21 protein-coding genes and 1 tRNA gene are annotated in these 24,590 nt (G+C 67.5%); 15 read left to right on the forward strand and 7 right to left on the reverse strand.

All coding sequences use genetic code 11. The features are described 5' to 3' along the window. Nucleotide 1: 1 nt before the first annotated feature. Nucleotides 2-1,405: an aldehyde dehydrogenase family protein gene (locus tag KOF26_RS16500; RefSeq protein ID WP_216327708.1), complete on the reverse strand. Its 1,404-nt coding sequence runs from the start codon at nucleotides 1,403-1,405 to the stop codon at nucleotides 2-4. A 132-nt stretch (nucleotides 1,406-1,537) separates the two neighbouring features. Between KOF26_RS16500 and dxs the strand changes: the two genes are divergently transcribed. From dxs to proC, 7 genes are all read left to right on the forward strand, one after another. Further along, a complete protein-coding gene (dxs, locus tag KOF26_RS16505; protein ID WP_216327710.1) occupies nucleotides 1,538-3,466 on the forward strand; it encodes a 1-deoxy-D-xylulose-5-phosphate synthase in 1,929 nt (642 codons plus the stop codon). A 24-nt stretch (nucleotides 3,467-3,490) separates the two neighbouring features. Continuing rightward, nucleotides 3,491-4,837 carry a pyridoxal phosphate-dependent decarboxylase family protein gene (locus KOF26_RS16510; RefSeq protein ID WP_216327712.1) on the forward strand — a complete coding sequence of 449 codons (1,347 nt, stop codon included), beginning with the start codon at nucleotides 3,491-3,493 and terminating at the stop codon, nucleotides 4,835-4,837. Nucleotides 4,838-4,843: 6 nt separating this feature from the next. Further along, the gene (locus tag KOF26_RS16515; RefSeq protein ID WP_216327714.1) at nucleotides 4,844-5,173 is read left to right on the forward strand and encodes a hypothetical protein; all 330 of its coding nucleotides are present in this window, start codon (nucleotides 4,844-4,846) and stop codon (nucleotides 5,171-5,173) included. Beyond that, nucleotides 5,170-5,904, forward strand: a complete 735-nt coding sequence (locus tag KOF26_RS16520; protein WP_216327716.1) for a TlyA family RNA methyltransferase — start codon at nucleotides 5,170-5,172, stop codon at nucleotides 5,902-5,904. Before KOF26_RS16515 ends, KOF26_RS16520 begins: the two co-directional genes overlap by 4 nt. A gap of 56 nt (nucleotides 5,905-5,960) precedes the next feature. After that, entirely contained in the window at nucleotides 5,961-6,218 is a 258-nt protein-coding gene (locus KOF26_RS16525; RefSeq protein WP_216327731.1) for an accessory factor UbiK family protein, read from the forward strand. Between the two features lie 103 nt (nucleotides 6,219-6,321). Next, the gene (locus KOF26_RS16530) at nucleotides 6,322-6,837 is read left to right on the forward strand and encodes a type III secretion system chaperone family protein (protein ID WP_216327734.1); all 516 of its coding nucleotides are present in this window, start codon (nucleotides 6,322-6,324) and stop codon (nucleotides 6,835-6,837) included. After that, nucleotides 6,837-7,643 (forward strand): pyrroline-5-carboxylate reductase, encoded by an 807-nt coding sequence (proC, locus tag KOF26_RS16535; protein WP_216327737.1) that lies wholly within the window; start codon nucleotides 6,837-6,839, stop codon nucleotides 7,641-7,643. The genes KOF26_RS16530 and proC overlap by 1 nt, the downstream gene beginning before the upstream one ends. 87 nt (nucleotides 7,644-7,730) lie before the next feature. Here the strand turns inward: proC and KOF26_RS16540 are convergent, their stop codons facing one another. Beyond that, a complete protein-coding gene (locus tag KOF26_RS16540) occupies nucleotides 7,731-8,216 on the reverse strand; it encodes a MarR family winged helix-turn-helix transcriptional regulator (RefSeq protein ID WP_216327740.1) in 486 nt (161 codons plus the stop codon). 76 nt (nucleotides 8,217-8,292) lie between these two features. Here KOF26_RS16540 and KOF26_RS16545 point away from each other — a divergent pair, with 76 nt between their 5' ends. From KOF26_RS16545 to KOF26_RS16560, 4 genes are all read left to right on the forward strand, one after another. After that, a complete protein-coding gene (locus tag KOF26_RS16545; RefSeq protein WP_216327743.1) occupies nucleotides 8,293-9,390 on the forward strand; it encodes a branched-chain amino acid aminotransferase in 1,098 nt (365 codons plus the stop codon). 48 nt (nucleotides 9,391-9,438) lie between these two features. Next, a tRNA-Gln gene (locus KOF26_RS16550) sits at nucleotides 9,439-9,513 on the forward strand. A gap of 201 nt (nucleotides 9,514-9,714) precedes the next feature. Continuing rightward, a complete protein-coding gene (locus KOF26_RS16555; RefSeq protein WP_216327745.1) occupies nucleotides 9,715-9,957 on the forward strand; it encodes a DUF6894 family protein in 243 nt (80 codons plus the stop codon). Between the two features lie 99 nt (nucleotides 9,958-10,056). Next, the gene (locus tag KOF26_RS16560; protein WP_216327748.1) at nucleotides 10,057-10,512 is read left to right on the forward strand and encodes a hypothetical protein; all 456 of its coding nucleotides are present in this window, start codon (nucleotides 10,057-10,059) and stop codon (nucleotides 10,510-10,512) included. 111 nt (nucleotides 10,513-10,623) lie between these two features. Here the strand turns inward: KOF26_RS16560 and KOF26_RS16565 are convergent, their stop codons facing one another. From KOF26_RS16565 to KOF26_RS16575, 3 genes are all read right to left on the reverse strand, one after another. After that, complete coding sequence (locus tag KOF26_RS16565; protein ID WP_216327751.1) at nucleotides 10,624-12,570, reverse strand: glycoside hydrolase family 127 protein; 1,947 nt, start codon at nucleotides 12,568-12,570, stop codon at nucleotides 10,624-10,626. Nucleotides 12,571-12,939: 369 nt separating this feature from the next. Beyond that, nucleotides 12,940-14,625, reverse strand: coding sequence for a GH39 family glycosyl hydrolase (locus tag KOF26_RS16570; protein ID WP_253201536.1), 1,686 nt, complete (start codon nucleotides 14,623-14,625; stop codon nucleotides 12,940-12,942). Next, nucleotides 14,625-16,967, reverse strand: a complete 2,343-nt coding sequence (locus KOF26_RS16575; RefSeq protein WP_216327754.1) for a glycoside hydrolase family 95 protein — start codon at nucleotides 16,965-16,967, stop codon at nucleotides 14,625-14,627. Before KOF26_RS16575 ends, KOF26_RS16570 begins: the two co-directional genes overlap by 1 nt. A 618-nt stretch (nucleotides 16,968-17,585) precedes the next feature. Here KOF26_RS16575 and KOF26_RS16580 point away from each other — a divergent pair. Further along, nucleotides 17,586-18,146: a DoxX family protein gene (locus KOF26_RS16580; RefSeq protein ID WP_216327756.1), complete on the forward strand. Its 561-nt coding sequence runs from the start codon at nucleotides 17,586-17,588 to the stop codon at nucleotides 18,144-18,146. 42 nt (nucleotides 18,147-18,188) lie between these two features. Here the strand turns inward: KOF26_RS16580 and KOF26_RS16585 are convergent, their stop codons facing one another. Together KOF26_RS16585 and KOF26_RS16590 are read right to left on the reverse strand one after the other, a co-directional pair. Continuing rightward, nucleotides 18,189-18,392, reverse strand: coding sequence for a hypothetical protein (locus tag KOF26_RS16585; RefSeq protein ID WP_216327759.1), 204 nt, complete (start codon nucleotides 18,390-18,392; stop codon nucleotides 18,189-18,191). A 94-nt stretch (nucleotides 18,393-18,486) separates the two neighbouring features. Further along, nucleotides 18,487-20,883 carry a PAS domain-containing hybrid sensor histidine kinase/response regulator gene (locus KOF26_RS16590; RefSeq protein ID WP_216327762.1) on the reverse strand — a complete coding sequence of 799 codons (2,397 nt, stop codon included), beginning with the start codon at nucleotides 20,881-20,883 and terminating at the stop codon, nucleotides 18,487-18,489. A gap of 302 nt (nucleotides 20,884-21,185) precedes the next feature. On the opposite strand from KOF26_RS16590, the gene KOF26_RS16595 reads away from it, so the two are divergent. From KOF26_RS16595 to KOF26_RS16605, 3 genes are all read left to right on the forward strand, one after another. Then, nucleotides 21,186-21,686: a 2Fe-2S iron-sulfur cluster-binding protein gene (locus KOF26_RS16595; RefSeq protein ID WP_216327766.1), complete on the forward strand. Its 501-nt coding sequence runs from the start codon at nucleotides 21,186-21,188 to the stop codon at nucleotides 21,684-21,686. Further along, nucleotides 21,683-22,663 carry an FAD binding domain-containing protein gene (locus KOF26_RS16600; RefSeq protein WP_216327769.1) on the forward strand — a complete coding sequence of 327 codons (981 nt, stop codon included), beginning with the start codon at nucleotides 21,683-21,685 and terminating at the stop codon, nucleotides 22,661-22,663. The genes KOF26_RS16595 and KOF26_RS16600 overlap by 4 nt, the downstream gene beginning before the upstream one ends. Continuing rightward, on the forward strand, nucleotides 22,660-24,590 hold a 1,931-nt coding region (locus KOF26_RS16605; protein ID WP_253201537.1), incomplete at its 3' end, for a xanthine dehydrogenase family protein molybdopterin-binding subunit. The genes KOF26_RS16600 and KOF26_RS16605, both read left to right, overlap by 4 nt.

Here is a 24,590-nt window from a genome sequence, read left to right on the forward strand (position 1 = left end):
GTCAGCCCAGCGCGGCGTTGATGATGCGCGCCTGGGTGAAGTCCTCCAATCCTTCGATGCCTTGCTGGCGGCCGATGCCGGATTGCCTGGCGCCGCCGAACGGGACGTCGAACGGCAGGTCGAGATTGCGGTTCACCCACACCGTCCCGCTTTCGATGCGCGCCGCCACCGCGAGGCCGCGGGCGACATCGCCGGTCCAGATCGTCGCGCCGAGGCCATATTCGCTGGCATTGGCGCGGGCGATGGCGTCATCGAGATCGTCATAGGCGAGCACCGGCAGCACCGGGCCGAACTGCTCTTCGCGCACCAGCCGGGCATCGTCGGGCAGGTCGCGCACGATCGTCGGCGGGATGAAATAGCCCTCGCCCGCGGGCACGACGCCGCCGGCGACGATATTGCCCTGCGCGCGGGTCTCCTCGATGAGGGCGACGAGCCTGTCATATTGGGCGCGATTCTGGATCGGACCGATGGTCGTCCCCTGCTCCAGCCCGTCGCCGACCACCGCCGCCTCGGCCAGCCGGGCGAGCGCGGCGCACAGCGCATCGACGTGCGGGCGCGGCGCATAGACGCGCTTGACCGCGAGGCACACCTGCCCGGCATTCATCATCGCGCCCTCGAAGATACGTGGCGCCACCGCCGCGATATCGGCGTCGTCGAGGATGATGGCCGGATCATTGCCGCCCAGCTCCAGCGTGAAGCGCTTGAGCGTGTCGGCGGCGCTCGCCAGCACCTTCTTGCCGGTGGCGGTGGAGCCGGTGAAGCTGACATGTGCGATGCCGGGATGGCCGGTGAGGAGCGGCCCGAGATCATTGTCGTCGACCAGCGTCTGGAACACCCCCGGGGGCAGCACCTTCGCCGCGACCTCGCCGAGCAGCAGCGTGGTGAGCGGCGTCGTCGGCGCCGGCTTGGCGATGACGGTGTTGCCGGTGATCAGGGCCGGGGCCAGCTTTACCATCAACAGCAGCAGCGGATAATTCCACGGCGTGATCGCCGCCACCACGCCGAGTGGATAGCGATCCTCGACGATGCGCTCGGCGGCCGTGTCGCGCAGCAGACGGGGGCCGAGTTCCTGCCGGGCGAACCAGCGCAGCGCCGATAGCGCCGCCGATACCTCGCCGCTCGCCTGATCGAGCGGCTTGCCCTGCTCCTCGGTGATCAGCCGGGCGAACTCCGCCGCCCGTGCGGCGATGGCGCTGCCCAGCGACTCGAGCTGACGCCGCCGCCCGGCATAGCCGAGCCCCGCCCAGCCCGGAAAGGCACGTCCCGCCGCCGCGATGGCGCGTTCGGCCTGGGCGGAGTCAGCACGCGGTGCGCGCGCGAAGACCTTGCCCGTCGCCGGGTTCACGACGTCCAGCCGGGCGGCGCCGGGAATCAGCGCGCCGTCGATGAGAAGCCCGAAATCCATGCCGATCCTCACGCCCGAAAAGCCTAATTTCCCTGCATCTAGGCCCGGTCGCGCGGAATGCGAGGGCAAGTGTGGCGCCTGCGCCATAGAGGAACAATCGACTTGGCTCCGAGGCTTGGTTAAAGAAGGGCCATGGTTGATCTGCCCGCCACTCCCCTGCTCGATGCGGCCTCTACTCCCGACGACCTTCGCAAGCTGAAGCCCGAGCAGCTCGGCCAGCTGGCCGAGGAGCTGCGTGCCGAGATGATCTCCGCCGTCGGCACCACCGGCGGCCACCTCGGTTCCGGCCTCGGCGTCGTCGAGCTGACGGTCGCCCTCCATTATGTGTTCGACACGCCGCGCGACGTGCTGATCTGGGACGTCGGCCATCAGGCCTATCCCCACAAGATCCTGACTGGTCGGCGCGATCGCATCCGCACGCTGCGGCAGGGCGGCGGCCTGTCCGGCTTCACCAAGCGCAGCGAGAGCGAATACGACCCCTTCGGCGCGGCGCATTCCTCAACGTCGATTTCGGCGGCGCTGGGCTTTGCCGTCGCCAACAAGCTGGCCGACCGGCCCGGCAAGGCGATCGCGGTGATCGGTGACGGCGCGATGTCGGCAGGCATGGCCTATGAGGCGATGAACAACGCCGAGGCGGCGGGCAATCGCCTGATCGTCATCCTCAACGACAACGACATGTCGATCGCGCCGCCGGTGGGCGGGCTTTCGGCCTATCTGGCGCGGATCGTATCCAGCCGCGAGTTCCTGGGCCTGCGCGATCTCGCCAAGCGCCTTGCCCGGCGCCTGCCCCGGCCGCTTCATTCGGCCGCCCGCAAGACCGACGAGTTCGCGCGCGGCCTCGCCATGGGCGGCACGCTGTTCGAGGAGCTGGGCTTCTATTATGTCGGCCCGATCGACGGGCACGACATCGCCCGGCTGGTGCCGGTGCTGGAGAATGTGCGGGATGCGGCCGAGGGGCCGATCCTCGTCCATGTCGTCACCAAGAAGGGCAAGGGCTATGGCCCGGCCGAGGCCGCCGCCGACAAATATCACGGCGTCCAGAAGTTCGACGTGGTGACGGGCGCGCAGGACAAGGCGCCCCCCGGCCCGCCCAGCTATACCGCGGTGTTCGCCAATGCCCTGCTCGCCGAGGCGGCGCGCGATCCCACCATCTGTGCGATCACCGCGGCGATGCCGTCCGGCACCGGGCTCGACAAGTTCCAGGAGAAATTCCCGGAGCGCTTCTTCGACGTCGGCATCGCCGAGCAGCACGCCGTCACCTTCGCCGCCGGGCTGGCGGCGCAGGGCTATCGGCCGTTCGCCGCGATCTATTCCACGTTCCTGCAGCGCGCTTATGACCAGGTGGTGCATGATGTCGCCATCCAGAATCTGCCGGTGCGCTTCGCGATTGACCGCGCCGGGCTGGTTGGCGCCGATGGTGCCACCCATGCCGGCAGCTTCGACGTCACCTATCTCGCCACTCTGCCCAACATGGTGGTGATGGCCGCCGCCGACGAGGCGGAACTGGTCCATATGGTCCACACCATGGCGGTGCATGATGCCGGGCCGATCGCCTGCCGCTATCCACGTGGCAACGGCACCGGCGTCGCCATGCCCACGACGCCCGAAGCGCTCGAAATCGGCAAGGGCCGCATCGTCCGCGAGGGCAAGACGGTGGCGATCCTTTCGCTCGGCACGCGGCTGGAGGAATCGCTCAAGGCGGCAGACCGGCTCGAGGCACGCGGGCTTTCGACCAGCGTCGTCGACCTGCGCTTCGCCAAGCCGCTCGACGAGGCGCTGATCCGGCGCATGCTGACCGGCCATGAAGTGGCGGTGACGATCGAGGAAGGCGCCATTGGCGGCCTCGGCGCGCATGTGCTGACGCTCGCTTCCGACGAAGGGTTGATCGATGCCGGCCTCAAGCTGCGCACGATGCGCCTCCCTGACGTCTTCCAGGATCAGGACAAGCCCGACCTGCAATATGCCGAGGCCGGGCTCGACGCCGATCATATCGTGGCGACGGTGCTCAAGGCGCTGCGCTACAATAGCGATGGGGTGGTGGAAGGCGCGCGCGCATCCTGAGAACATCGCATGGAAGGGCGTCTTTTGATCGATGAGATCGAGCTGCTCGCGCAGGCCGACGCGCGGGCCCGTCATTATCTTGAAGGCATCGATACCCGCCCGCCCTTCCCCGGCGCCGCCGCCCGCGAGGCGCTCGGCGCCTTCGCCGAGGCCTTGCCGGATCACGCCACCGACCCGGCGGAAATGCTCGAGATGCTCGATCGCTTCGGCTCGCCCGCGACGACCGCCTCGAACGGCCCGCGCTATTTCGGCTTCGTCATCGGAGCCGCGCTTCCCGGCGCCGCGGCGGCTGAGCGGCTGATGCTGGCGTGGGACCAATGCGCCTCCACGCCCGACAACTCTCCCGCCGCCGCCGCGATCGAGAAAGTCGCCGCGGGCTGGGTGCTCGACATATTGGACCTGCCGAGGGAAAGCGCGGTCGGCTTCGGCACCAGCGCCACCGCCTGCACCCTCGCCTGCCTTGCCGCCGCCCGCCGGTCCATGCTCGGCCGGCTTGGCTGGGATTTCGACGAGGACGGGCTGATCGGCGCGCCGGAGATCAAGGTGGTGGTGTCGGAGACCGTCCACATCACCGTGCGCAAGGCGCTCCGCCTGCTCGGTTTCGGCATGCGGCGCGTGATCGCGGCGCCGGTGGACGAGCATGGCCGGATCGATCCTGCGCGCCTGCCCGCGCTCGATGATCGCACCATCCTCTGTCTTCAGGCCGGCGAGGTGAACACGGGAGAATTCGATCCCTTCGCCACGCTGATCCCGATGGCGCATGCCGCAGGCGCGTGGGTGCATGTCGACGGCGCCTTCGGCATCTGGGCGCGCGCCTCGTCACGACGCGCGCTGACGAACGGCGTGGAGCAGGCCGACAGCTGGACGACCGACGGGCATAAATGGCTCAACACCCCCTATGACGGCGCGATGTCGATCTGCCGCGACGCCGAGGCGCTGGCCGGCGCGATGAACAGCGATGCCGCCTATGCGACGGCGGCCAAGGATGCCCAGAAGAACCTGACACTGGAATTCTCGCGCCGGCCGCGTGGCATCCCGATCTGGGCGGCCCTCCGCACGCTCGGCCGGTCCGGCGTGGCGGCGATGGTCGACCGGCATTGCGATCAGGCTTCCCATCTCGCCGAGCGGCTTCGCGGCAGCCGGCTGGACGTGCTCAACCGCGTCGTCATCAATCAGGTGCTGGTGCGCGGCACCGACGATGCAGAGACGGCGCGCGTGCGGCAGGCGGCGCTTGCCTCGGAGGATGGCTGGTTCGGAACGACGATATGGCAGGGCAGACCGGCATTTCGTGTCAGCCTGTCGTCGTGGCGGACGACCGAGGCCGATGTCGCGCGGCTGGCCGACCGCCTTATTGCAGCTGCGAACGGCTGAATTCGCATGTGCAAGAAACACGAAAGCCGCCGGACCGAGGTCGGCGGCTTGCGTTTTATCAGCCTCGAATGGCGGCGATCAGATCAGGATCGCGGCAACCACAAGGGCCTGAGCCGAGACGGCAAGCGCCGTCAGCGCAGCGGTTTCGAACAGACGCATGTCACTGGTTCCCTCATCTACCGGCCCGTTGGACCGACCGCTCGATTGTGCGGTGCAGCGCAAATAGGCTCACGACAGATTATTTCAAACGCAAACAACGAAAGTGCGATTGCAGATTTTGCAACTCGCTTCGCCGACGGATCGGCACGGCTCACCGGCGAAAAGGGCCGTAAATGACCATGCGTGCAGATCAGCTACTCGTCGAACGTGGGCTGGTGGAATCGCGCGCCCGCGCCCAGGCGCTGATCCTCGCCGGCCTCGTCTTCTCGGGTGAGCGGCGGATCGACAAGGCCGGCCAGTCGCTCGCCGACGATGCGCCGCTGGACGTGCGTGGCCGCGATCACCCCTGGGTATCGCGCGGCGGACTGAAGCTCGATCATGCGCTGGATATCTTCGGCTGGGACGTCGCGGGTGCACGGGCGCTGGACGTCGGCGCCTCCACCGGCGGCTTCACCGATGTGCTGCTCGCCCGCGGCGCCGCGCATGTCGTGGCGGTCGATGTCGGCCATGGCCAGCTTGCCTGGAAGCTGCGCAACGATTCGCGCGTGACGGTGATGGAACGGACCAACGCCCGCCACCTCACTGCCGCCGATCTGCCCTATGCCCCGGAGCTGATCGTGTGCGACGCGAGCTTCATCTCGCTGGCCAAGGTGCTGGCGACGCCGCTGGCGCTCGCTGCTCCGCAGGCGCGGCTGGCGGCGCTGATCAAGCCGCAGTTCGAGGCCGAGCGGCACGAGATCGGCAAGGGCGGCGTGGTGCGTGACGCCGCCGTCCACGCCCGCGTCTGCGAGGCGGCGCGCTCATGGGTGGAGCAACTCGGCTGGACGGCGATCGGGGTGACGCAAAGCCCGATCACCGGACCGGAAGGCAATGTCGAATATGTGCTCGGCGCGGTGCGCGGCAGCTGAGCACGCTTGCGTCGCGGCGCCGACCGCACCAGATAGGCGCCGACACGGAGACCAAGATGCAGACCGAAAACCGTTTTTTCGACGATTTCGCCAAGATCCTGAATGGCGCTGCCGGGACGCTGGCCGGCGTCGGCCGCGAGGCGGAAGCCTCGGCGCGCGCGCGGGCGCGGGAGTGGATCGGCGGGCTCGACTTCGTCAGCCGTGACGAGTTCGAGGCGATGAAGGCCATGGCTGCTGCAGCGCGGGACGAGGCGGACGCGTTGCGCGCCCGGCTTGACGCGCTGGAGGCGAAGCTGGCGGACGGAGCCGTCTGATCCCCAGCTTATCCACAGCTTTGTCACCCGGTTTCTCCCGCGCGCTTTGCGCAAGCGCGAGCGTGGTCTATTCCTGTGCCCGCCGCGTTGCGGGAGAACGGCAATGAGGGTGGATGATTACGAGGCCGGCCGTGAGGCCAGCGCCCCCATCGAGATGCTCGAGCAGTATTTCGCCGCCCATGGCTGGCCCCACGAGCGGACCGGCGAGGAGGAGATCGCGGCGACGGTCCAGGGCAGCTGGACTCAATATGAGCTTCGCGCCGTGTGGCGGGAGGATGATGCCGTTCTCCAGTTCCTCGCGCTGCCCGACATCCGCGTCGGCACCGACAAGCGCGCGGCCGTGTATGAGACGATCGGGCTGATCAACGAGCAATTGTGGATTGGCCATTTCGAGCTGTGGGCGGCGTCCGGCCTCGTCCTTTATCGCTACGCGACGCTGCTGGGCCAGGATTCGGATGGCGAGACCGGGCTCACCATGGAGCAGGCGGAAACGATGGTCGATGCCGCGATCGACGAGTGCGAGCGCTTCTACCCGGTGTTCCAGTTCATCCTGTGGGGCGACAAGAGCCCGGCCGAGGCGATCGCCTCCGCATTGATCGAGACGCAGGGCGAGGCCTGATGGCGGTTCCCGAAACGGGGCCAGTGCTGCTCGTCGGCTGCGGCAACATGGCCGGATCGATGCTGCGTGGCTGGCTCGCTGCCGGTCTTGATCCCGCGCAGGTGACGGCGGTGGAGCCCAATGCCGCGAGCGTGCCGGCCGGCGTCACCCATCTGTCGATGCTGCCGCCGGACGGCGCATCGCCGGCGATCGTGATGCTCGGCGTGAAGCCGCAGAAGCTGGACGAGGTCGCCCCTGCCCTCGCTCCGCTGCTGGCGCCGGAGACGATCCTGTTATCGATCCTCGCCGGCACCGAGCTTGGGTCGCTGCGCGCCCGCTTCCCGGCGCCGCGGGCGATCGTGCGCGTCATGCCGAACATGCCGGCCGCCATCGGCAGGGGCGTCCTCGCCCTCCATGCCGACGGGCTGGAGCCGGCCGGCCGCGAACTGGTGGCGGCGATGATGGGTGCACTCGGCCTGGTCGAATGGATCGGGGACGAGCGGCTGTTCGATGCGGTGACGGCGCTGTCCGGCTCCGGCCCCGCCTTCCTGTTCCGCTTCATCGATGCGCTGGGCAAGGCGGGCGCCGCCCTCGGCCTGCCGGCAGATCAGGCGGCCCGCATGGCGCTGGCCACGGTCGGCGGCGCGGCGGCGCTGGCCGAGGCCTCCGATGCGGATCCCGGCACGCTTGCCGAACGTGTCGCGAGCCCCGGCGGCTCGACGCGCAAGGGGCTGGATGTGCTGGACAGGACGCTCGATACGCTGCTCGAGGACACGCTGGTCGCCGCCGAGCGACGCAATGCGGAGTTGGCGGCGGAGACGCGATAGGGTTTGGGCGGGCCGCCCGGCTCCCCCTTCTGCCGAGACGACGAGGCATCGTCGCTCGACCCATCAATGTCCCGGAACCGTGCCCAGTCAGCCTCGGGCGAGCGCTGCCACCATGTCGCGCTCGCTTTCCGGCACCAGCCCTTCCAGCACCTGCCAGAAGCCACCGACCGCCTCGCGGCCCGCGGCCTGATAGGCGGCCGAGACCTTTTCGCGCATCTCCTGGAACAGCTCCACCTCCAGCGCGCGGCCTGCCGGGGTCAGGCGCAGCAGCCGCTGCCGCCGATCCACCAGGCCGGTGCGCGATTCCAGCAGGCCGCGGTCGCTCAGCTCGGTGATCACCCGGCCGAGCGATTGCTTGGTGATGCCGAGCAGTCGCAGGAGCGCCGAGACGGTGAGATCCGGCTGGCGCGCGATGAAATAGAGTGCGCGGTGATGCGCCCGGCCCAACCCCTGATCCGCCAGCCGTTCGTCTATCGAGCGGATCAGGTTGCTATAGCCGAAATAGAGCAGCTCCACGCCCCGTCTGATCTCCGGTTCGCGCAGGAAGAGAGGAGAAGAAGTCAGGACAGCCATGTTGACGCATCTTGGCATCGCCCCTAGTCGTGCGCAACCCGGCGCCGCCATCTTCGGGCGCGGGCAAGGAGCATCCATGGCCGCCGATTCCAACCTCAGCTTCGCCTTCGATCCGCATGCCGATCCGGTGCCGGTGAGCGAGCGCGACCAGCTGCTGGCCAACCCCGGGTTCGGGCGCGTGTTCACCGACCATATGGTCACGATCCGCTATGCGGACGGCCGTGGCTGGCATGATGCGAAGGTGCATCCGCGCGTCCCGCTGCAGATCGATCCGGCCTGCTCCGTGCTCCATTATGCGCAGGAGATTTTCGAGGGGCTGAAGGCCTATCGCCTCGCCGATGGCGGCGCGGCGCTGTTCCGTCCCGAGGCCAATGCCCGCCGTTTCCGCGAGTCCGCCGAGCGGCTGGCGATGGCGCAGCTGCCGGAAGAGCTGTTCCTCGAATCCTGCCGCCAGCTGGTCAAGGCCGACCGGGACTGGTTCCCCCAGATCGAGGGCGGCTCGCTCTACCTGCGTCCGTTCATGATCGCGAGCGAGGTGTTCCTCGGCGTGAAGCCGTCCTCGGAATATCTCTACATGGTGATCGCATCGGCGGTCGGCGCCTATTTCAAGGGCGGCGCCCCGGCGGTGTCGCTCTGGGTCAGCCAGGACTTCACCCGCGCCGCGCCGGGCGGCACCGGCGCTGCCAAGTGCGGCGGCAATTACGCCGCCAGCCTGCTCGCCCAATCCGAAGCGATCCGCAATGGCTGCGACCAGGTGGTGTTTCTCGACGCGGCCGAGCGCCGCTGGATCGAGGAGCTGGGCGGGATGAACGTGTTCTTCGTGATGGATGACGGCTCGCTGGTGACGCCGCCGCTTTCCGGCACGATCCTGCCCGGCATCACCCGCGACAGCCTGATTACGCTGGCGCGGGGCATGGGCCTCACCGTGCGCGAGGAGCGCTACGGCATCGATCAGTGGCGCGCCGACGCCGGGAGCGGCAGGCTGCGCGAGGCGTTCGCTTGCGGCACCGCGGCAGTGGTGACGCCGATCGGCACCGTTCGCGCGCCGGGGGTCGAGTTCACCATCGGCAATGCCGGCCCGGGCCTCGTCACCGAAAAGCTGCGCAGCGCGCTGGTCGATATCCAGCGCGGCATCGCCCCCGATCCGCATGGCTGGGTCGAACGCCTGTTCTGATCCCTTCCATCGCCGGAAGAGCGGGCTATAAGCCCCTCTCCCGGCTGTTGGGGCGTCGCCAAGTGGTAAGGCACCGGTTTTTGGTACCGGCATTCGCAGGTTCGAATCCTGCCGCCCCAGCCAGTTAGCTGGCACATCCTGATCTTGCTTGATTCGTTTGCATGGCTGCGGCGCTTTGAGGCGGCACTGTGTCAGGGCGGTGGAGCAGCATCGGATGACGGGCGGGAGGTCGCAAACGGGACGACCCGTTCGGCTCTGCGGTGATTTATTGGGAACGGCTCGCAACAGCCGCCCGTTAAGGGCCCCTGTTGGGAGAGGCTCACCATGCCCCGGTACAATATTCACACCGTGGAAAGAGGGACCATCCAGACCCCTGAGACCGTGGATTTGCCGGACAGAGACGCTGTTCGTGGAATGGCTGTCCAGTTCGCAAGCGAGTTGCTGGGGGCTTGCGGTGGCGACATCTTCGAACACGACCTGGAGATACGGGTGGTGGATGACACCGGGCTGATGCTTTTTGCCATTACCGTCGCCGCGATCGAGGCACCCGCCATCCCACGCCGATGATTCCCCGTGCTGGGTCGTAGCGGGACAGATTCTCCTTCCTAACGCAGGTTAGCACCGAATCCGTTGCGCGCCGTGTTCTCCGTATGTTCTGCGTCGCCTATGGGTAGCGGCCGGAAAATCGAGTGCCTTTTCGACCTGCACAGCATCCAGTGCGACGCCGCGGTGGTGTGCATGAGCTGCGGCAGGACCGCCGTCTATGATCCGGACTCCCTTGCCGGCTACCTGCGGACCGCGCGACGGCCCGAGAGGCTGGAGGATATCGGGCAGCACTTCTCGTGTCGGCGCTGCCGGTCCCGGGAAATCGAGGTGAAGCCATTCCCGCGGGCGCACAGGCCCGAGCCGCTGCCGGTCCCGGACAGGCCGGTTCCCCTCTATGTATTGCCGCCGGGCAGATGCGCCCGCGAGCTTGCCGAGGCCGAGAAGGCGCTCACCGAGGCGCTGAAGGAGGTCCCCGCCATTATGCCTGTCCTGGTTCGGCAGGCGGACGCCCGTGAGAGGGTGAGGCGGGCGAGATATATGCTGCGGCAAACGCTTCATCGCGGAGTGGACTATTGAGCGGCCTGCGGCTCGTCCACGATCGCCCGCATTCGAGCCGCTCAACCAGGCGTTCCCGTCCCCGTTCGAGCACATCTGCTACTGGCCGCCGGCACCGCGTGGCACCGGATTTCAGTGCAATTGCCAATAGGTCGCATAGCGTTGATGTGCGATCCGATGGTAGGGAATGAGGCGCACCGCCGCCTGCTCGGCCGACATGATCGTAAACTCCAGCGGCTGGTCGCCGGCCCGGATCAGCGCAGGGAGCGCCTCCGTGTCACCGGCGAGACGGGGCGGCGTGAACGGCCCGTCATTGTAGCTCCCATATCTTCGCTCGTTGACGACGATGTCCGAGCCGGGCGCGAGCCCGTCGCGGCCCAGCGCCCCGGCCAACACCAAAGGGCCATAGGTGAAGGCGACGATGTCGGGCGCCGTCGGCGCACGCTCGATCGAGACCTCGAGAGCCAGCCGGAGTTCCACCTCGTCCCCGCTCCGCCACAGGCTGGCATGCTCGACATAGCTGCCGGGCGTGGTCGATCGCACCACCTCCACCCCGTTGACCAGCACGGTGGCCAGTTTGCTCCAGCGCGGGTGGCGCAGCTTCAGTGTCAGTTCCACCGGATGCTTCAGCGTCCAGCGCAATGTGGTCGATGACGCTTCGGGAAACGCAGTCGTCTGCGTCAGCACCGCCTCATGCTCCGCCCAGCGCACGGCCGAGGGAATGAACAGGTTGACATATAACGTCCGGTCGTCGCTGAAATAGATCGAGTCACGATATTTGACGTGATTTTCCATGCCCGTCCCGGTGCAGCACCAGAAAGAATCCTCGGGCGTGTGGTACAGCTTCATATATCCGGGGCGTGCGCCCTGAAAATAGGTCGCCATGCCGCTGTCCGGATCCTGCGACGCGAGAATGCCGTTATAGAGGGTGCGCTCATAATAATCGGCATAGTCCGCGCGCGGATCCTGCATGAACAGAGCGCGGGTGAGCCGAAGCATGTTGTGCTGGCAGCAGGTCTCTGATCCTTTCGCCGAAAAGACATGCTTGTCGAATTCCGCGACGGGAAAGAAATGCTCGTTATCGCCATGGCCTCCGGTCACGAATGAGCGGGTCTGCGCCACCGTTCTCCAAAAGAAGATCGCGGCGTCGCGAAAGGCGACATCCCCGGTGGCCTCGTAAACCCGCTCAAAGCCGACGATCTTGGGTATTTGGGTATTTGCATGAAGACCGTCGAGATGATCGCGGTGCTGCGACAGAGGCTCGAGGATGGCCTTGTGCGAAAAGCGGCGGGCGAGGTCGCGATAGCTGGTGTTCCCCGTCATGAAATAGAGGTCGGCAAGGACCTCGTTCATGCCGCCATGCTCGGTGTCCAGCATTGCTTCAAACTGTGCGTCGGACAAGGGCCTGGTTGCCGCATCAGCCCAGTCGGCAAGCCGGATCAGCACTGCGCGCGATGTATCGCTATCGGCGAGCAGCGCGCCGTCGCGCAGGCCCGCGAAGATCTTGTGCAATGTATACCACGGAACGCCCGTGATCTTCTCGCCGCGCAGATGCGCCGCCACCAGCGCCCCCCCCTTGGGGAAGGCGCAGACCAGGCCCGTCCCGGCTGCCTGCTGACAGGCGGCGAGTTCGCCCGCGATATACTCCACGCGCTGCCGGAAACGGACGTCGCCCGTCGAGCGCCAGGCAAGCGAGCAAGCCGAGAGATAGTGGCCGAGCGTATGGCCGTGGCAATTTATCTCTTCCCAGATGGGATCGGATTCCCATCCTCCATAAACCGGGGCCTTCGGCGGGAGGTTGGCATTGACCCGGAAATTATGCAGCATGCGATCAGGCTGTAACCTGAGCAGATAGGCCTCGGTCATGCGCTGGGCATGCAGGAACGGGCTCTCATGCAGATCGACGTCAGCGAGGTCGAAGGGCCGCAGCGCCGCCCGCGTAGCGCCGGGCGGCGGCACCGGCGCCGCAGCGGCTGGCGCGAGCGGCGCCAACACGCCCCCCGCCGCGAGCGCGGTGACGCCCGCCGAGGCGAGAAAATCCCTTCGGGAATGGCCGTTACAGCAAGAAACGCCGGTCAAGGCTCCCTCCCTTCATCGCGGACCCCCGAGGCCCTGCCGCGGGGGTGGTCGGCGCCCGACGAGACGCGGTGCCGCGTGCACCAATGCCGTTGCGGGCCAGGCAGCAGGCGGAGCATGGCACCGGGCCAGGCTCCGGTCGGAAAGGCACGGTCCACGTCATCTGACCTCATCACCGGTTTCTATCCGGACGACCGGGCTTGTTCAATAGTCCGAGTATTGCAGAAGGTCCGATGCCGACCAGCGTCCCCCTGCCGCCCCGGATTCAATCAGCCGTGACGGGCACGACCCTGCATATCGCGCACGTAAAATCGACCGGGGCCGAGGACCCATCGCTCGGCGTCGGCGGATCATCGCGTGGGTGTTCCGCGATCAGCCCGGAGTCAGCACCAGCAGCGACACGCCTTGACGGGGCAGTCGGAAGCGCAGCTCCGCCCGGTTCTTCGCGACCTGCACGGTCTGCTGCGGCGCCCCACCCGCGAGCGTGGCAGCCTTGAGCAACGCTGCGCGCTGCTGGTCGTCAGGCGCGATCGGGGAGCCCATGGCAAGCCAGGCAGTATAGCTGTTCGAATGATCGTGATCCACGCGGTATTGAACCACGGTCGCGCCGCGCCGAAAGGCGGCGGGCAGTCCGCCCACCTGCAGATGCACGTCCGCATCCGGGCCGGGAAGGTCGTCATCATGATAGTGCCACACTAATATCGCCAGCCGCTTACCGTCGGCGCTGGCCACGCTGCCGACATCGGGCGTGGCGCGCACGCCATCGGCCATCATGCGCTCGACCGTCAGCTGGTGGTCGGAACGGCTCGTGACCACTCGGCCTTTCATCATCGCGAACATCTTGAAGACATTCATCACCGGCAGATCGATGCCCGCCGAGGTCAGTTGGCGGAAGCCCGCGAAATAGGGCTGGTCCTCATATTCGAAGGCCCAGCTGAGCACGCCTTCCAGATTGAGCTGCCGTCGCGCCGCCAGCGCCTGAAGGCGGGGGAATATGGCAGCGGTGTAGCTCGAATACATCGTGCCGTTGCGATAGGCATTGGCAGGGCCCTGGCACGCGGCGCAACCCTCAGGATCAGACTCGCCGATCACGATCGGCCGCGACTTGAACACAGGGTCGGCGCCAATCAGCGCAAATTCGTGGTCCGCTGCCTTGAGGTGCTTGTCGATACCCATCCGCACATGGCCGCCAGCGGGGCCGGGTACGAAGCTGGGCTGCCCCTTGGCGTGGAACGACAGGAAATCGGTCGGCGTCCCTGCCCGCTTAACATGATCGAGGAAGCGGGTCATGAAATCATCGCCCGCACCGGCAATGTCCGGTCCGCCGACCCGCGCATCCGGCAAGGCGCGGCGCACCCCGCGCACGGCGGCATCGTGGAGGAGGAAGAACTCTTCTGCTGTCCCACCCCAGTAATATTGCGGCAGATTGGCCTCGTTCCAGGTCTCGAAATACCAGCTGGCGACCTCGGCTCGCCCGTAACGCGCGATGCAATGGCGCACCCACTGGAAGATCAGCTCTTCCCATTTGGCATAGCTGGTTGGCGGATAGGCCCAGCCCGTACGCAGATTGCCGCTCCCCGGCCGAAAATCATGCTGATAGGGCTGAGGATGGGTCGAGAGCGCTTCGGGCATGAACCCCAGTTCGACGTAGGGCTTCACACCCCGCGCGCGATAGGTGTCGAAGATTCGGTCGACGATCGTCCAATCATAGACGGGGCGCCCCTGCGCGTCCTCGGTATAGACGTTGGTCGAGCCCCATTTCAGCGCCGGGGTGCCGTCGCCCGTCGTCAGCAGGTTATGCGCGCGGAAATAGACCTGGTCAGGTGCCAGCTGGCCCAATGTCGCAAGCGTCGTGCGGCCATCCTTCATCGTCGCATAATTGGGCTCATCGGCGCCGAAGAAACGCCACACCTGCCTTACCGGCCCCTCGTCGCGCGACGCATCGACGGTGATCTCGACAGGAAACGGCGCGTCCTGCGCGGATGCGGGTGTCGCCGCGCCGCCTGCCGATGTGGCGAGGAAGGTCGCCAGCAATAGACGGCCGAGTCTCGTCATCATCACACCTCCAGATTGGGCCCGCGCAAGCGAAGCTGACGTCCAGGACGCAGTTCCACCGTACGTTCGACTGTCCCATGACGCAGCATGCGACGGCCGCCGAGCGCCGGCCGGATCACCACCTCGTCAAGCCTGCCCGACGTCCAGGCGAGATCAACCTCGGCGGCACCGCGCACGCGGATGCCGGTGAGCCTGCCTTCCGGCCAGGCCGCGGGCAGCGCCGGCAGCAGGTCGATCAGCGCGCCCCGACTCTGCACCAGCATTTCGGCCATGGCATTCGCGCCACCGAAATTTCCGTCAATCTGGAACGGCGGATGAGCGTCGAACAGATTGGGGTAAGTGCGGTCGGACGACAGCAGGGCGACCAGCAGGCGGTGGGCATGATCGCCCTGGCGCAGGCGCGCCCAGACATTCGCGCGCCAGGCGAGCCCCCATCCGGTCGCGGCGTCGCCGCGAAGCTCCAGGGACCTGCGGCCAGCAGCCGCAAGCGCCGGCGTTTCATCCAGGTTGATCTGATGGCTGGGAAAGATTCCAAACAGGTGCGAGATGTGCCGATGGTGGACGTCGCGGGCGGTCAGATCCCAGTCTTCCAGCCACTCCCTGAGCTGTCCGGCAGCGCCGATCCGGTTGGGAACCAGCCGCGCACGGGCGGCGGCGAATTGACGGCAGAGCTCGACGTCCCGCTTCAGGAGCGTGCCGGCAGCGACGCAGCGGTCGAACAAATCGCGCAGCATCTGCATGTCCATGGTCGGCCCGGCGCAGACGCTGCCGCCGCGGCCATGGTCGTTCTCCGGAGAAAGGGACGGGTTGGTGACGAGGTACGCCGTGCCCGGCAGCGGCACCAGCGTGTCGAGGAAGAACAGCGCTGCGTCGCGCATTACCGGCCAGACGCGCTGGAGGAAGCGCCGGTCGCGGCCGTAATCATAATGCTCCCAAAGATGCAGCGCGAGCCAGGCACCGCCGGTCGGCCACAGCCCCGCGGCGGCGAAGTCGATCGGCGCCGTCGCGCGCCACAGGTCCGTGTTGTGGTGCGCCACCCAGCCGCGGGCGCCATACATGGCCCGCGCGGTGCGGGCGCCGGTAACCGCCAGCTCCTCGATCATCGCGACGAGCGGCGTCACGCACTCGGCGAGGTTGGTCGGCTCGGCAAGCCAATAGTTCATCTCGGTGTTGATGTTGATCGTGTACTTCGAGCCCCAGGGCGGTTTGGCGCTGTCGTTCCACATTCCCTGCAGGTTTGCCGGCTGTCCGCCCGGACGCGAGCAGGCAATCAGCAGATAACGGGCATAGGCAAAATAGAGCGCCGCCAGGGCCGGATCGTCAGCCGGATCGGAGATCGCCACACGCGCGTCGGTGGAGAGCGCGGCAGCCGGCGTCCGGCCGAGGTCAAGGGCTGCCGATCGGAACAGCGAGCGATGATCGGCGACATGCGTGTCGCGCAACATATCAAACGGCTTCGCCGCCGCCGCTGCCAGCGTCCGGACCGCCTCGGCGAGCGGATCGCCGCCGACAAGATCGAAACGGCGATAATCGGTGGCGATCCTGATCAGCACCACCAGTTCGTCGGCGCCACGGACGACGAGCGCGTCGCCCTCGCGCGACACCGTGCCACCCCGCGCCGACAATTTGGCCACCGCGGCGGCGCTCAATCCACCGTCGATGCCCGCGCTGCCGCCGTTGCGCAACTGCATCGCCAGCATGTCCTCGCCGCCGCCAGCGGCACGCCCCCCACCCGGCAGCTGCCATGCGAGCCGGGCGTGGATCGCGCCCGGCCGGTCCGCCGCGTGGCGCATCACGATCACGCCATCCGGCGCGCTCGCGAACAGCTGACGCTCATAACGCACGCCGCCGGCAAGGAAGGCCGTGCTCGCCACCGCCGCGTCAAGGTCGAGCTCGCGGCGATAGGTTTCCGCGTCGTTGTCGTTGATGTTCAGCGCGGTGACCACGAAATTGCCGATGGTCTGGTACGGCATCTGGGTGATCGGCTGGGCCATCAGCGTGCGGTTGGCAAGCGCCTCCGCCTCGGCATAGCGACCGGCGAACACCAGCCGGCGCACCTCCGGAAGCGCCTCGCGCGCGCCTGGGCGGACGGGGTCATAGGGGCGTCCGGCCCACCAGCTGTCCGCGTTGAGCTGGAGCGTTTCGCTGCGGATCCCGCCATGCACCATGGCGCCGATACGGCCATTGCCGATCGGCAGCGCCTCCAGCCACATCCGTGCCGGCTGGCGATACCATAGCATCGGCCGTTCGGAGGACCCATTGGCTGCCGGGGCCTGCGCGCCCTTCAGCCCGGCGGAGACCAGGCCGAGGCCGGCCAGGGCAAGCGTCTCGCGACGGTCCAGCATTGCGTCAGCCGATTTCCCGAACCGGATCATGCGCAATCAGGGCCATGGTCTCGGCCCTCTCCGGTTCGCGCTCCGGCGCTGTTCGGTCGATGCGATTGATCCCGGTCATGGCAAGGGCGTCGACGGCCTGAAACCGGCCCGTCGGCGGTTCGTCGTCATAGAAGACAGGATCGGTATATGTGCCGCCCGATTGTCGGCGCGCGCGGTTTTCGCGAGCAAAGCGGCCTCATGGGATGATGTCCCCTCCTGACGGCGACCCTCGCCACGGCCGGCAGGATCGCGATCATATAGGATTATGACGCACGGTCCGGGCGCGCAAGTGCTCTTTTGTCAGACTATATACGGTGACCGCGTTACGCCTGAGCACTCGTCCACGAGCCTGTAACCGCGACGATACCGACAGCGTACGAGGTGCATGGCTCGCCTCACCATTATTGTCCCGCTCGCCCCCTGCGTCCCGCATAACCGGGCGGGTGGATGGCGGCGCGCCGCCTCATGTCCCGGGCTCGCAACCGTGACCGCCCAGCCCCCGCTCAAATTCGACGAACCAGACCCCGCGGCCTCCAATGGGCGGATCGCTGCCATTCCCCCGCGTCAATGAAAGGACCCGCGCGACCGATGATACCGCTAATCAGAAGGCTCGCCATCTCGCCGCTGCCGATAGCTGCCGGATGGTATGCGATCCCGATCCGCCTCATCGTGGGCTATGGCTTCTTCTCGCATGGCTGGGCGAAACTCGCCCGGGGGCCGGACAATTTTGCCGGCATCCTTCATGCGATGGGCATGCCGACGCCGCTCTTTCTGAGCTGGGCGACCGTCGCCGTGGAGATCATCGGCGGCCTGATGGTCCTGGCCGGCGCGCTGGTGCCGCTGATGACTGTGCCGATGATCGTGGTGTTGCTCGTGGCGATCTTCACCGTTCACCTGCCGAACGGTTTCAGCTCGATCAAGCTGATGTCCTATGATGCGGCCGGGGCGCATTTCGGCCAGCCGGGTTACGAGACGGACCTGCTCTACATTGCCGGCCTGATCGCGCTCTGCATCGGCGGCGCCGGTCCCCTTTCGCTCGATGAGCGTCTCGGAGCGCGGCGGCGCGATGAGGGCAGCAACATCGACCGCTCCCGCGAGCGTCATCGCGGCGACGCTGACGGCCGATGGAGCGGGCCGGCCGGACGGTAACTGCCCGCGCCCCCGTCTGGCGGGCGCCCGAGCAGTCGTCGCCTAGCGATCCAACTCGTCCTGGACCTTGTTGTCGCCGCCCGTCCCGGCTGTGCCGCCGGAAACGCCGGGCGGATCGAGCGGCGAGCGCGGCGCATCCTTCGATGGCGCGGCACGGGGAGACCTTGTCTGGGGCGGCGGCAGATCGGCAGGTCCTTCGGCCGGCTCGGCGGTGGATTGGTCGATATTCCCTTGGTCGCGGTTCATGGCAGCTCTCCTTGCACGCCCGCGAAACGCGCGACCGACGTCGAGGGTGCCGAAATCCGCCAACGCGCGCAGCGCGATGGCACCGGCGCTCGCGTCACCCGCCGCATCCGTCCTGCCCCGCCCCATCCGCATGCAGCAGCGAGGCGACCTGACGCGCGAGCTGCTGGCCGGTAACGGGCTTGCGCAACAGGCAGAAGTCCGCCTCCTCGGCATCGCCTGAGAAAAGCTCCGGTATCTCACCCGCATAGCCGGTGAGCAGGATCGCCCGCAGCGCCGGCTGCTGCTGCTGCGCCGCGCGGATCAGGGCAAGGCCGTTCATCTCCGGCATCGACAGGTCGGAAACCAGCAGGTCAACCTGCTCACCTGCCCTCATCAGCGCCAATGCCGTCGCGCCGCGCGACGCCTGAATCACCTCGTAGCCAGCGCCGATCAGGTTCTCGGCAAGCATCTCGCGCACCAGATCATTATCGTCGACCACCATCAATCGGGGCCGCTCGCCGCGTGGCGGCGGCGCATCCTCGCGAGAAGGGGCCGACGCTGCCTCCATTCGCGCCGCCGGCAGCCACAATGTCACCGTCGTTCCGCGACCCGGCGCGCTGTCGATGTGCAGCCCGCCGCCGCTCTGCTCGGCAAAGCCGCGCGCCATGGCGAGGCCGAGGCCGGTGCCCTTGCCGGGTTGCTTGGTGGTGAAATAGGGGTCGGACGCGCGCGCCAGTGTCGCGGCATCCATGCCGTGACCATTGTCGCACACCGCGATCCGCACATAATCGCCGGGCGTGAGCCCGATCGGGTGACCCGGCCGGCCATTGCGCCCACGCCGCCCGGGAGAGGCGGTGAGGGTCAGCATTCCCGCCCCGTCGAGCGCGTCGCGGGCATTGGCGGCGAGATTGACGAGCACCGTCTCCAGCTGGCCCTTGTCGGCGAGCAGGGGCGGTACGCCGGCTGCGACCTCCACCCTGACCTCGATCGCCGAACCGAGCGTCAACGACAGGATCTCGCGCAGGCTCGCGAGCAGTTGCGCCGGGTCAAGCGCCTCGCCCTGCAACTCCCCGCGCCGGGAAAAGGAGAGCAAACGGCGCGTGATCGAGGCGCCCCGGCCGATCGCCTCGCCGACCATGGTGGCAAGGTGGCGAACCGCGTCCGGACTGCTCGCCTGCCGCTCGATCAGCGAGCTGGCGCCCTGAATGGCCTGAAGGATATTGTTGAAATCATGGGCGATGCCGCCGGCGAGCTGGCCGAGCGCCTCCATTCGCTGGGCGTGGGCGAGCTGGGTCTGGGTCTCGTGCAGATGGCGGGTGCGCTCTTCGACCAGATGCTCGAGCTCCAGCCTGCCGCGCGCCAGCAGCTCCTCGTCACGCTTGCGGTCGGTGATGTCGAGCGAGGTGGCGACAAGGCCCGTCACCCGGCCTAGCGCGTCCAGCAGCGGCGCCTTGGTCGAGAGCCAGACGATCGGCATGCCATCGCGCCAGCCGACTTCCTCCTCGATCTGCTCGGCGACGCCGGTCTCCAGCACACGCCGGTCGTTGGCCGCCACCGCCTCCGCCTGCTGCGGGTCGTCGAGAAATTCGGTGATGACCTTGCCGATCAGTGCGGCAGACGGCTTTCCCACAACTGCCGCCGTCCCTTGGTTGACGAGGAGCATGCGCCCGTCCCGGTCCTTGGCGCAGACCACGCCGGGCACCGCCTCGACGAAGGTCTGGAGGAGAGCCATCGCCCGATCGCGCTCGGCCGCGGCGACGCGGTGCTCGGTGATGTCGAAACTGAGGCCGAGCATGCGCGCCGGCCGCCCGTCCGGCCCGGGGATGGCGCGCCCATAACCACCCAGCCAGCGCACCTCGCCATCCGGCAACGGCACGCGGAACTCGCTCTGGTAGGTGCCGTCGCCTGCCGCCAGCGCACCCTCGATCGCGGCCCTGAGCTGCGCGCGATCCTCGGGATGGACCAGTGCCAGCGTCTGCTCGTAATCCGGCTCCCCATCGTTCGGATCAAGGCCGAACAGCTCGAAGCGCCGCCGGTCCCAGGTCCAGCGATTGGTCGCGAGGTCCCAGCTCCAGGACGCCATCCGGCCGGCGTCGAGTGTCATTCGCAGCCGTTCGTCGTTCTCGGCGACTATCCCCTGGCGGGTGATGTCGAGGGTGGCACCAAAGATCGACCGTACGCTGCCGCCACCGGGCGCGGCCCCGCCTCTTGTCAGCAGCCAGCCCGCCGCCCCGCCCGGCCCGGCGCGATATTCGACCTCCTCATGGCCGCCCGCATCCATCCGGGCGAAACTGGCGCGCAACCGCTGCCGATCCTCGTCATGTACCGCTGCCAGCCATATGTCCCGATCAAGCCGCGCGCCTGGAGCGACGCCCAGCAGCCTGCGCATCCCCTCACCACACCGCACCTCGCCATCCGCGGCGATCTCGAACAGGTAGACGGCGCCTGCGTCCTGCGCATGGAAAAGGCGCGTCGCCGTCTCCACGGCCTCGGTCGCCGCAATTGGCGACATGCCCGTTTCCCCGCCCCCCATCGCCACACCCTTCATCGCTGCTGATCGATAAACGCTTGGCAAATGAATTGGTTACCAGCGACGGCCGTGGCCCCGGAATTGGCCGACATCTGCGAAAACCGGCGCGCCGGTCCGCCCATCGCGGATCGGGGCAGGCCCGCCCGGGCGGCGATCGACATGCAGCATGTGGAAGCATGTTGGCAGGCGACGGCGCTGCCGACGCCCGGTTCGCCACGACCGATCAGCGTCGCTGGACCGAACGACGATGTGGGACGTTTGGCGCGAACATGGAAGGAGTTGCCATGCAGCTATCCGTCAATGGCGAGCGCCGCGACCTCGGCGGCGATCCGCGCACCACGCTGCTCGATTTCCTGCGCCATTCCTGCGGTCTGACCGGCACCAAGAAGGGCTGCGACCACGGCCAGTGCGGAGCGTGCACGGTGCTCGTCAACGGCATCAGGATCAATTCCTGCCTCACGCTGGCGGTAATGCACGAGGGTGATGAGGTCACCACCATCGAGGGGCTGGGCACGCCAGCCGACCTGCACCCGCTCCAGGCGGCGTTCGTCGCGCATGACGGTTATCAGTGCGGCTATTGCACGCCCGGGCAGATCTGCTCGGCCAAGGGGATGATTGACGAGGCGACCAGGGGGTGGGCGAGCTTCGTCTCCGAAGACCTGTCCGCCACGCCCCGCTTGACCCGCGAAGAGATTGCCGAGCGGATGAGCGGCAATCTCTGCCGCTGCGGCGCCTATCCCAACATCGTCGATGCCATTCTCGAAGTCGTGGAGGGCGCCCGATGAGGCCGTTCGACTATCACCGGGCGGGCGGGCTTGCCGGCGCCGTCCGGCTCGTCGCAGACGGGGCGCGGCCGATCGCCGGCGGCACCAACCTGCTCGACCTGATGAAGCTGGAGATCGAAGCGCCCGCGGCGTTGGTCGACATCAATCGCCTGCCGATCGACCGCATCGAGGAAAGCGGCGACGGCCTGCGCATCGGGGCGCTCGTCACCAACAGCGATTGCGCAGCCGACCCGCGCATCCGTCGCGACTATCCGCTGCTGGCGCGCGCCATCCTCGCCGGTGCCACTTTCCAGCTGCGCAACAAGGCGACCACCGGCGGCAATCTCTGCCAGCGCACGCGCTGCTATTATTTCTATAATGTCGACCAGCCATGCAACAAGCGCGCGCCGGGCAGCGGCTGCGGCGCTATCGGCGGGTTCAATCGCATCCACGCCGTTCTCGGCACCAATCAGCTGTGCATCGCGACCTACCCCGGCGACATGGCGGTGGCGCTGGCGGCCCTCGGCGCCCGCGTCGAGATCGCCAGCCCCGAAGGCGGCACCCGGATCATCCCCGTGCGCGATTTCCATCGGCTGCCCGGCGAGACGCCCGAGCGGGACAATGTGCTGGAGCCCGGCGAGCTGATCACCGCCGTCGTCCTGCCGGCGCCGGCCGGAGGAACCCAGCTCTATCGCAAGGTGCGCGACCGCGCCTCCTATGCCTTCGCGCTGGTGTCGATCGCGGCGGTGGTGCGGATGGACGGCGAGCGCATCGCATCGGCCACCCTGGCCTTTGGCGGGCTTGCCCATAAGCCGTGGCATGATCCGCGTATCGACGCGGCGCTGGCCGGTCAGCTGCCGTCGGATGATCTGTTCGATCGGGCTGCCGACCTGCTGCTGGAGGATGCGCGGGTCTGGGGCTCGAACGACTTCAAGGTTCCACTGGCGCGCCGGACGTTGAGGGCGGTGTTGCGAGAAGCGACGGAGATCGCCGCATGACCCGCAGCCGCAGCATGGACGAGCCGGACACGCGCAACCGGCTCGATCATATGGCGCAAGGCGTGATCGGCCGTCCGCTCGATCGGCCGGACGGCATCGCCAAGGTAACCGGCACGGCGCCCTATGCCGCCGAATATGCCATCGACGGCGCGCTGAACGGCGTGCTGGTGACGGCGACAATCACCCGCGGCAAGGTGATCGGCATTGACCGGGATGCGGTGCTGGCCATGCCGGGCGTCGTCGCGGTGATCGCCGATCCGCGCATGATCACGCGTTCAGCGCAGGGCACTGCCGGCAAGTCGCCCAAGCGCGATATCGGGCAGGTCGATTATTATGGCCAACCCGTGGCGCTGGTCGTCGCCGAGACGTTCGAGCAGGCCCGCCACGCCGCCCGGCACCTCGATGTACGCTATGCCGAGGAGCCCGGCGCCATTGTGGATCCCCACGCCGCGGACGCGATCGTGGAGGAGCAGCGCGGCAAGTCCGTGGTCCAGGGCAATCTCGACCGGGCGATGGCAGAGGCGTCGCATGCCGTGGATGTCCGTTACACCACCGAAGGCCACAACAGCGCGCCGATGGAGCCGCACGCCAGCATCGCGCAATGGGATGGCGAGACGCTGACCGTCCATCTCAGCATGCAGATGATCAAATATAACGTGAAGGAGCTGGCCGACGCGCTCGGGCTTCCGCCGGCGCGGGTGCGGCTGATCTCCCGCTATGTCGGTGGCGGCTTCGGCTCCAAGCTCGGCATCAGCGCTGAGGCGGTGGCGGCCGCGGTTGCCGCCATCGAGCTCGGGCGCCCGGTCAGGGTGGTGATGCTCCGCCAGCAGGTATTTCAGTGCGTCATGCGCCGCTCGGAAACCAGCCAGCGCCTCCGGCTCGCTGCCGATGCGGATGGCCGCCTCATCGGTTTCGGGCATGAGGCACTTGTCTCCAACCTGCCGGGCGAAAAATTTGCCGAGCCGGTGACCCAGGCGAGCGAGTTTCTCTATCGCGGGGCTGATCGCACCATCCGGCTCGAGTTGGCCCGCGTCCACCGCATGACCGCGGGGTCGGTGCGTGCGCCGGGCGAGGCGGTCGGCATGCTGGCGCTCGAATGTGCGATGGACGAGCTCGCCATTGCCGTCGGTATTGACCCGGTCGAACTGCGGCTGCGCAACATTCCCGAACGGCACCCGAGCCTCGATATTCCCTATAGCTCGCGCAAGCTTGCCGAGTGCCTGACGCGTGGAGCAGAGCGCTTCGGGTGGGACGGCGCGGACCGCACCCCCTGCCGGCGCCGCGAGGGCGAATGGTGGATCGGCACCGGCATGGCGACGGCGACCCGCGTCCACAATCTCAACGAGGCCGAAGCAAGGGTACGGCTTTGCCCGGACGGCACGGCAATCGTCGAAAGCGACATGACCGACATCGGCACCGGCACCTACACGGTCCTCGGCCAGATCGCCGCCGAGATGCTCGGCCTTGATCCCGACGACGTGCTCGTCCGGCTGGGCGAGTCCGATTTGCCGCCCGGGGCCGGTTCTGGCGGGAGCTGGGGGGCGCCCTCTACCGGCTCGGCGGTGTTTATCGCGTGCGAGGCAATCCGTGAAAGGCTTGCGGAGCGGCTCGGCTGCACCGAGGAGGCACTGACGCTGAAGGATGGCGCGGCGATCTTCGGGAATGACGCCATGCCGGTTACCGAACTGCTCGGCGGCGAGGAGATTGCCGAGACCGGCCGCTTCGACCCGGGCACGATCGAGGATAAATGCCATTCTGCGATGTATGGCGCCTTCTTTGCCGAGGTGGCCGTCAACGCCTTCACCGGCGAGGTGCGGTTGTATCGGTTTGCGGGGACGTTTGGAGTTGGTCGTGTGCTGAACGGGAAGACGGCGCATTCGCAATGTGTTGGGGGGATGGTGTGGGGGATTGGGAGTGCGCTGGGCGA

Source organism: Sphingomonas quercus (assembly GCF_018863195.1).
In the GTDB taxonomy this organism is placed as follows: Bacteria; Pseudomonadota; Alphaproteobacteria; order Sphingomonadales; family Sphingomonadaceae; genus Solisphingomonas; species Solisphingomonas quercus.

Excerpts from the sequence above, each read along its gene's own strand:
- KOF26_RS16500 (WP_216327708.1), bottom strand. The coding sequence starts at position 1,405 with ATGGATTTCGGGCTTCTCATCGACGGCGCGCTGATTCCCGGCGCCGCC.
- dxs (WP_216327710.1), top strand. The coding sequence starts at position 1,538 with ATGGTTGATCTGCCCGCCACTCCCCTGCTCGATGCGGCCTCTACTCCC.
- KOF26_RS16515 (WP_216327714.1), top strand. The coding sequence starts at position 4,844 with ATGTGCAAGAAACACGAAAGCCGCCGGACCGAGGTCGGCGGCTTGCGT.
- KOF26_RS16520 (WP_216327716.1), top strand. The coding sequence starts at position 5,170 with ATGACCATGCGTGCAGATCAGCTACTCGTCGAACGTGGGCTGGTGGAA.
- KOF26_RS16525 (WP_216327731.1), top strand. The coding sequence starts at position 5,961 with ATGCAGACCGAAAACCGTTTTTTCGACGATTTCGCCAAGATCCTGAAT.
- KOF26_RS16530 (WP_216327734.1), top strand. The coding sequence starts at position 6,322 with ATGAGGGTGGATGATTACGAGGCCGGCCGTGAGGCCAGCGCCCCCATC.
- proC (WP_216327737.1), top strand. The coding sequence starts at position 6,837 with ATGGCGGTTCCCGAAACGGGGCCAGTGCTGCTCGTCGGCTGCGGCAAC.
- KOF26_RS16540 (WP_216327740.1), bottom strand. The coding sequence starts at position 8,216 with ATGGCTGTCCTGACTTCTTCTCCTCTCTTCCTGCGCGAACCGGAGATC.
- KOF26_RS16545 (WP_216327743.1), top strand. The coding sequence starts at position 8,293 with ATGGCCGCCGATTCCAACCTCAGCTTCGCCTTCGATCCGCATGCCGAT.
- KOF26_RS16555 (WP_216327745.1), top strand. The coding sequence starts at position 9,715 with ATGCCCCGGTACAATATTCACACCGTGGAAAGAGGGACCATCCAGACC.
- KOF26_RS16560 (WP_216327748.1), top strand. The coding sequence starts at position 10,057 with ATGGGTAGCGGCCGGAAAATCGAGTGCCTTTTCGACCTGCACAGCATC.
- KOF26_RS16570 (WP_253201536.1), bottom strand. The coding sequence starts at position 14,625 with ATGATGACGAGACTCGGCCGTCTATTGCTGGCGACCTTCCTCGCCACA.
- KOF26_RS16575 (WP_216327754.1), bottom strand. The coding sequence starts at position 16,967 with ATGCTGGACCGTCGCGAGACGCTTGCCCTGGCCGGCCTCGGCCTGGTC.
- KOF26_RS16580 (WP_216327756.1), top strand. The coding sequence starts at position 17,586 with ATGATACCGCTAATCAGAAGGCTCGCCATCTCGCCGCTGCCGATAGCT.
- KOF26_RS16585 (WP_216327759.1), bottom strand. The coding sequence starts at position 18,392 with ATGAACCGCGACCAAGGGAATATCGACCAATCCACCGCCGAGCCGGCC.
- KOF26_RS16590 (WP_216327762.1), bottom strand. The coding sequence starts at position 20,883 with ATGTCGCCAATTGCGGCGACCGAGGCCGTGGAGACGGCGACGCGCCTT.
- KOF26_RS16595 (WP_216327766.1), top strand. The coding sequence starts at position 21,186 with ATGCAGCTATCCGTCAATGGCGAGCGCCGCGACCTCGGCGGCGATCCG.
- KOF26_RS16600 (WP_216327769.1), top strand. The coding sequence starts at position 21,683 with ATGAGGCCGTTCGACTATCACCGGGCGGGCGGGCTTGCCGGCGCCGTC.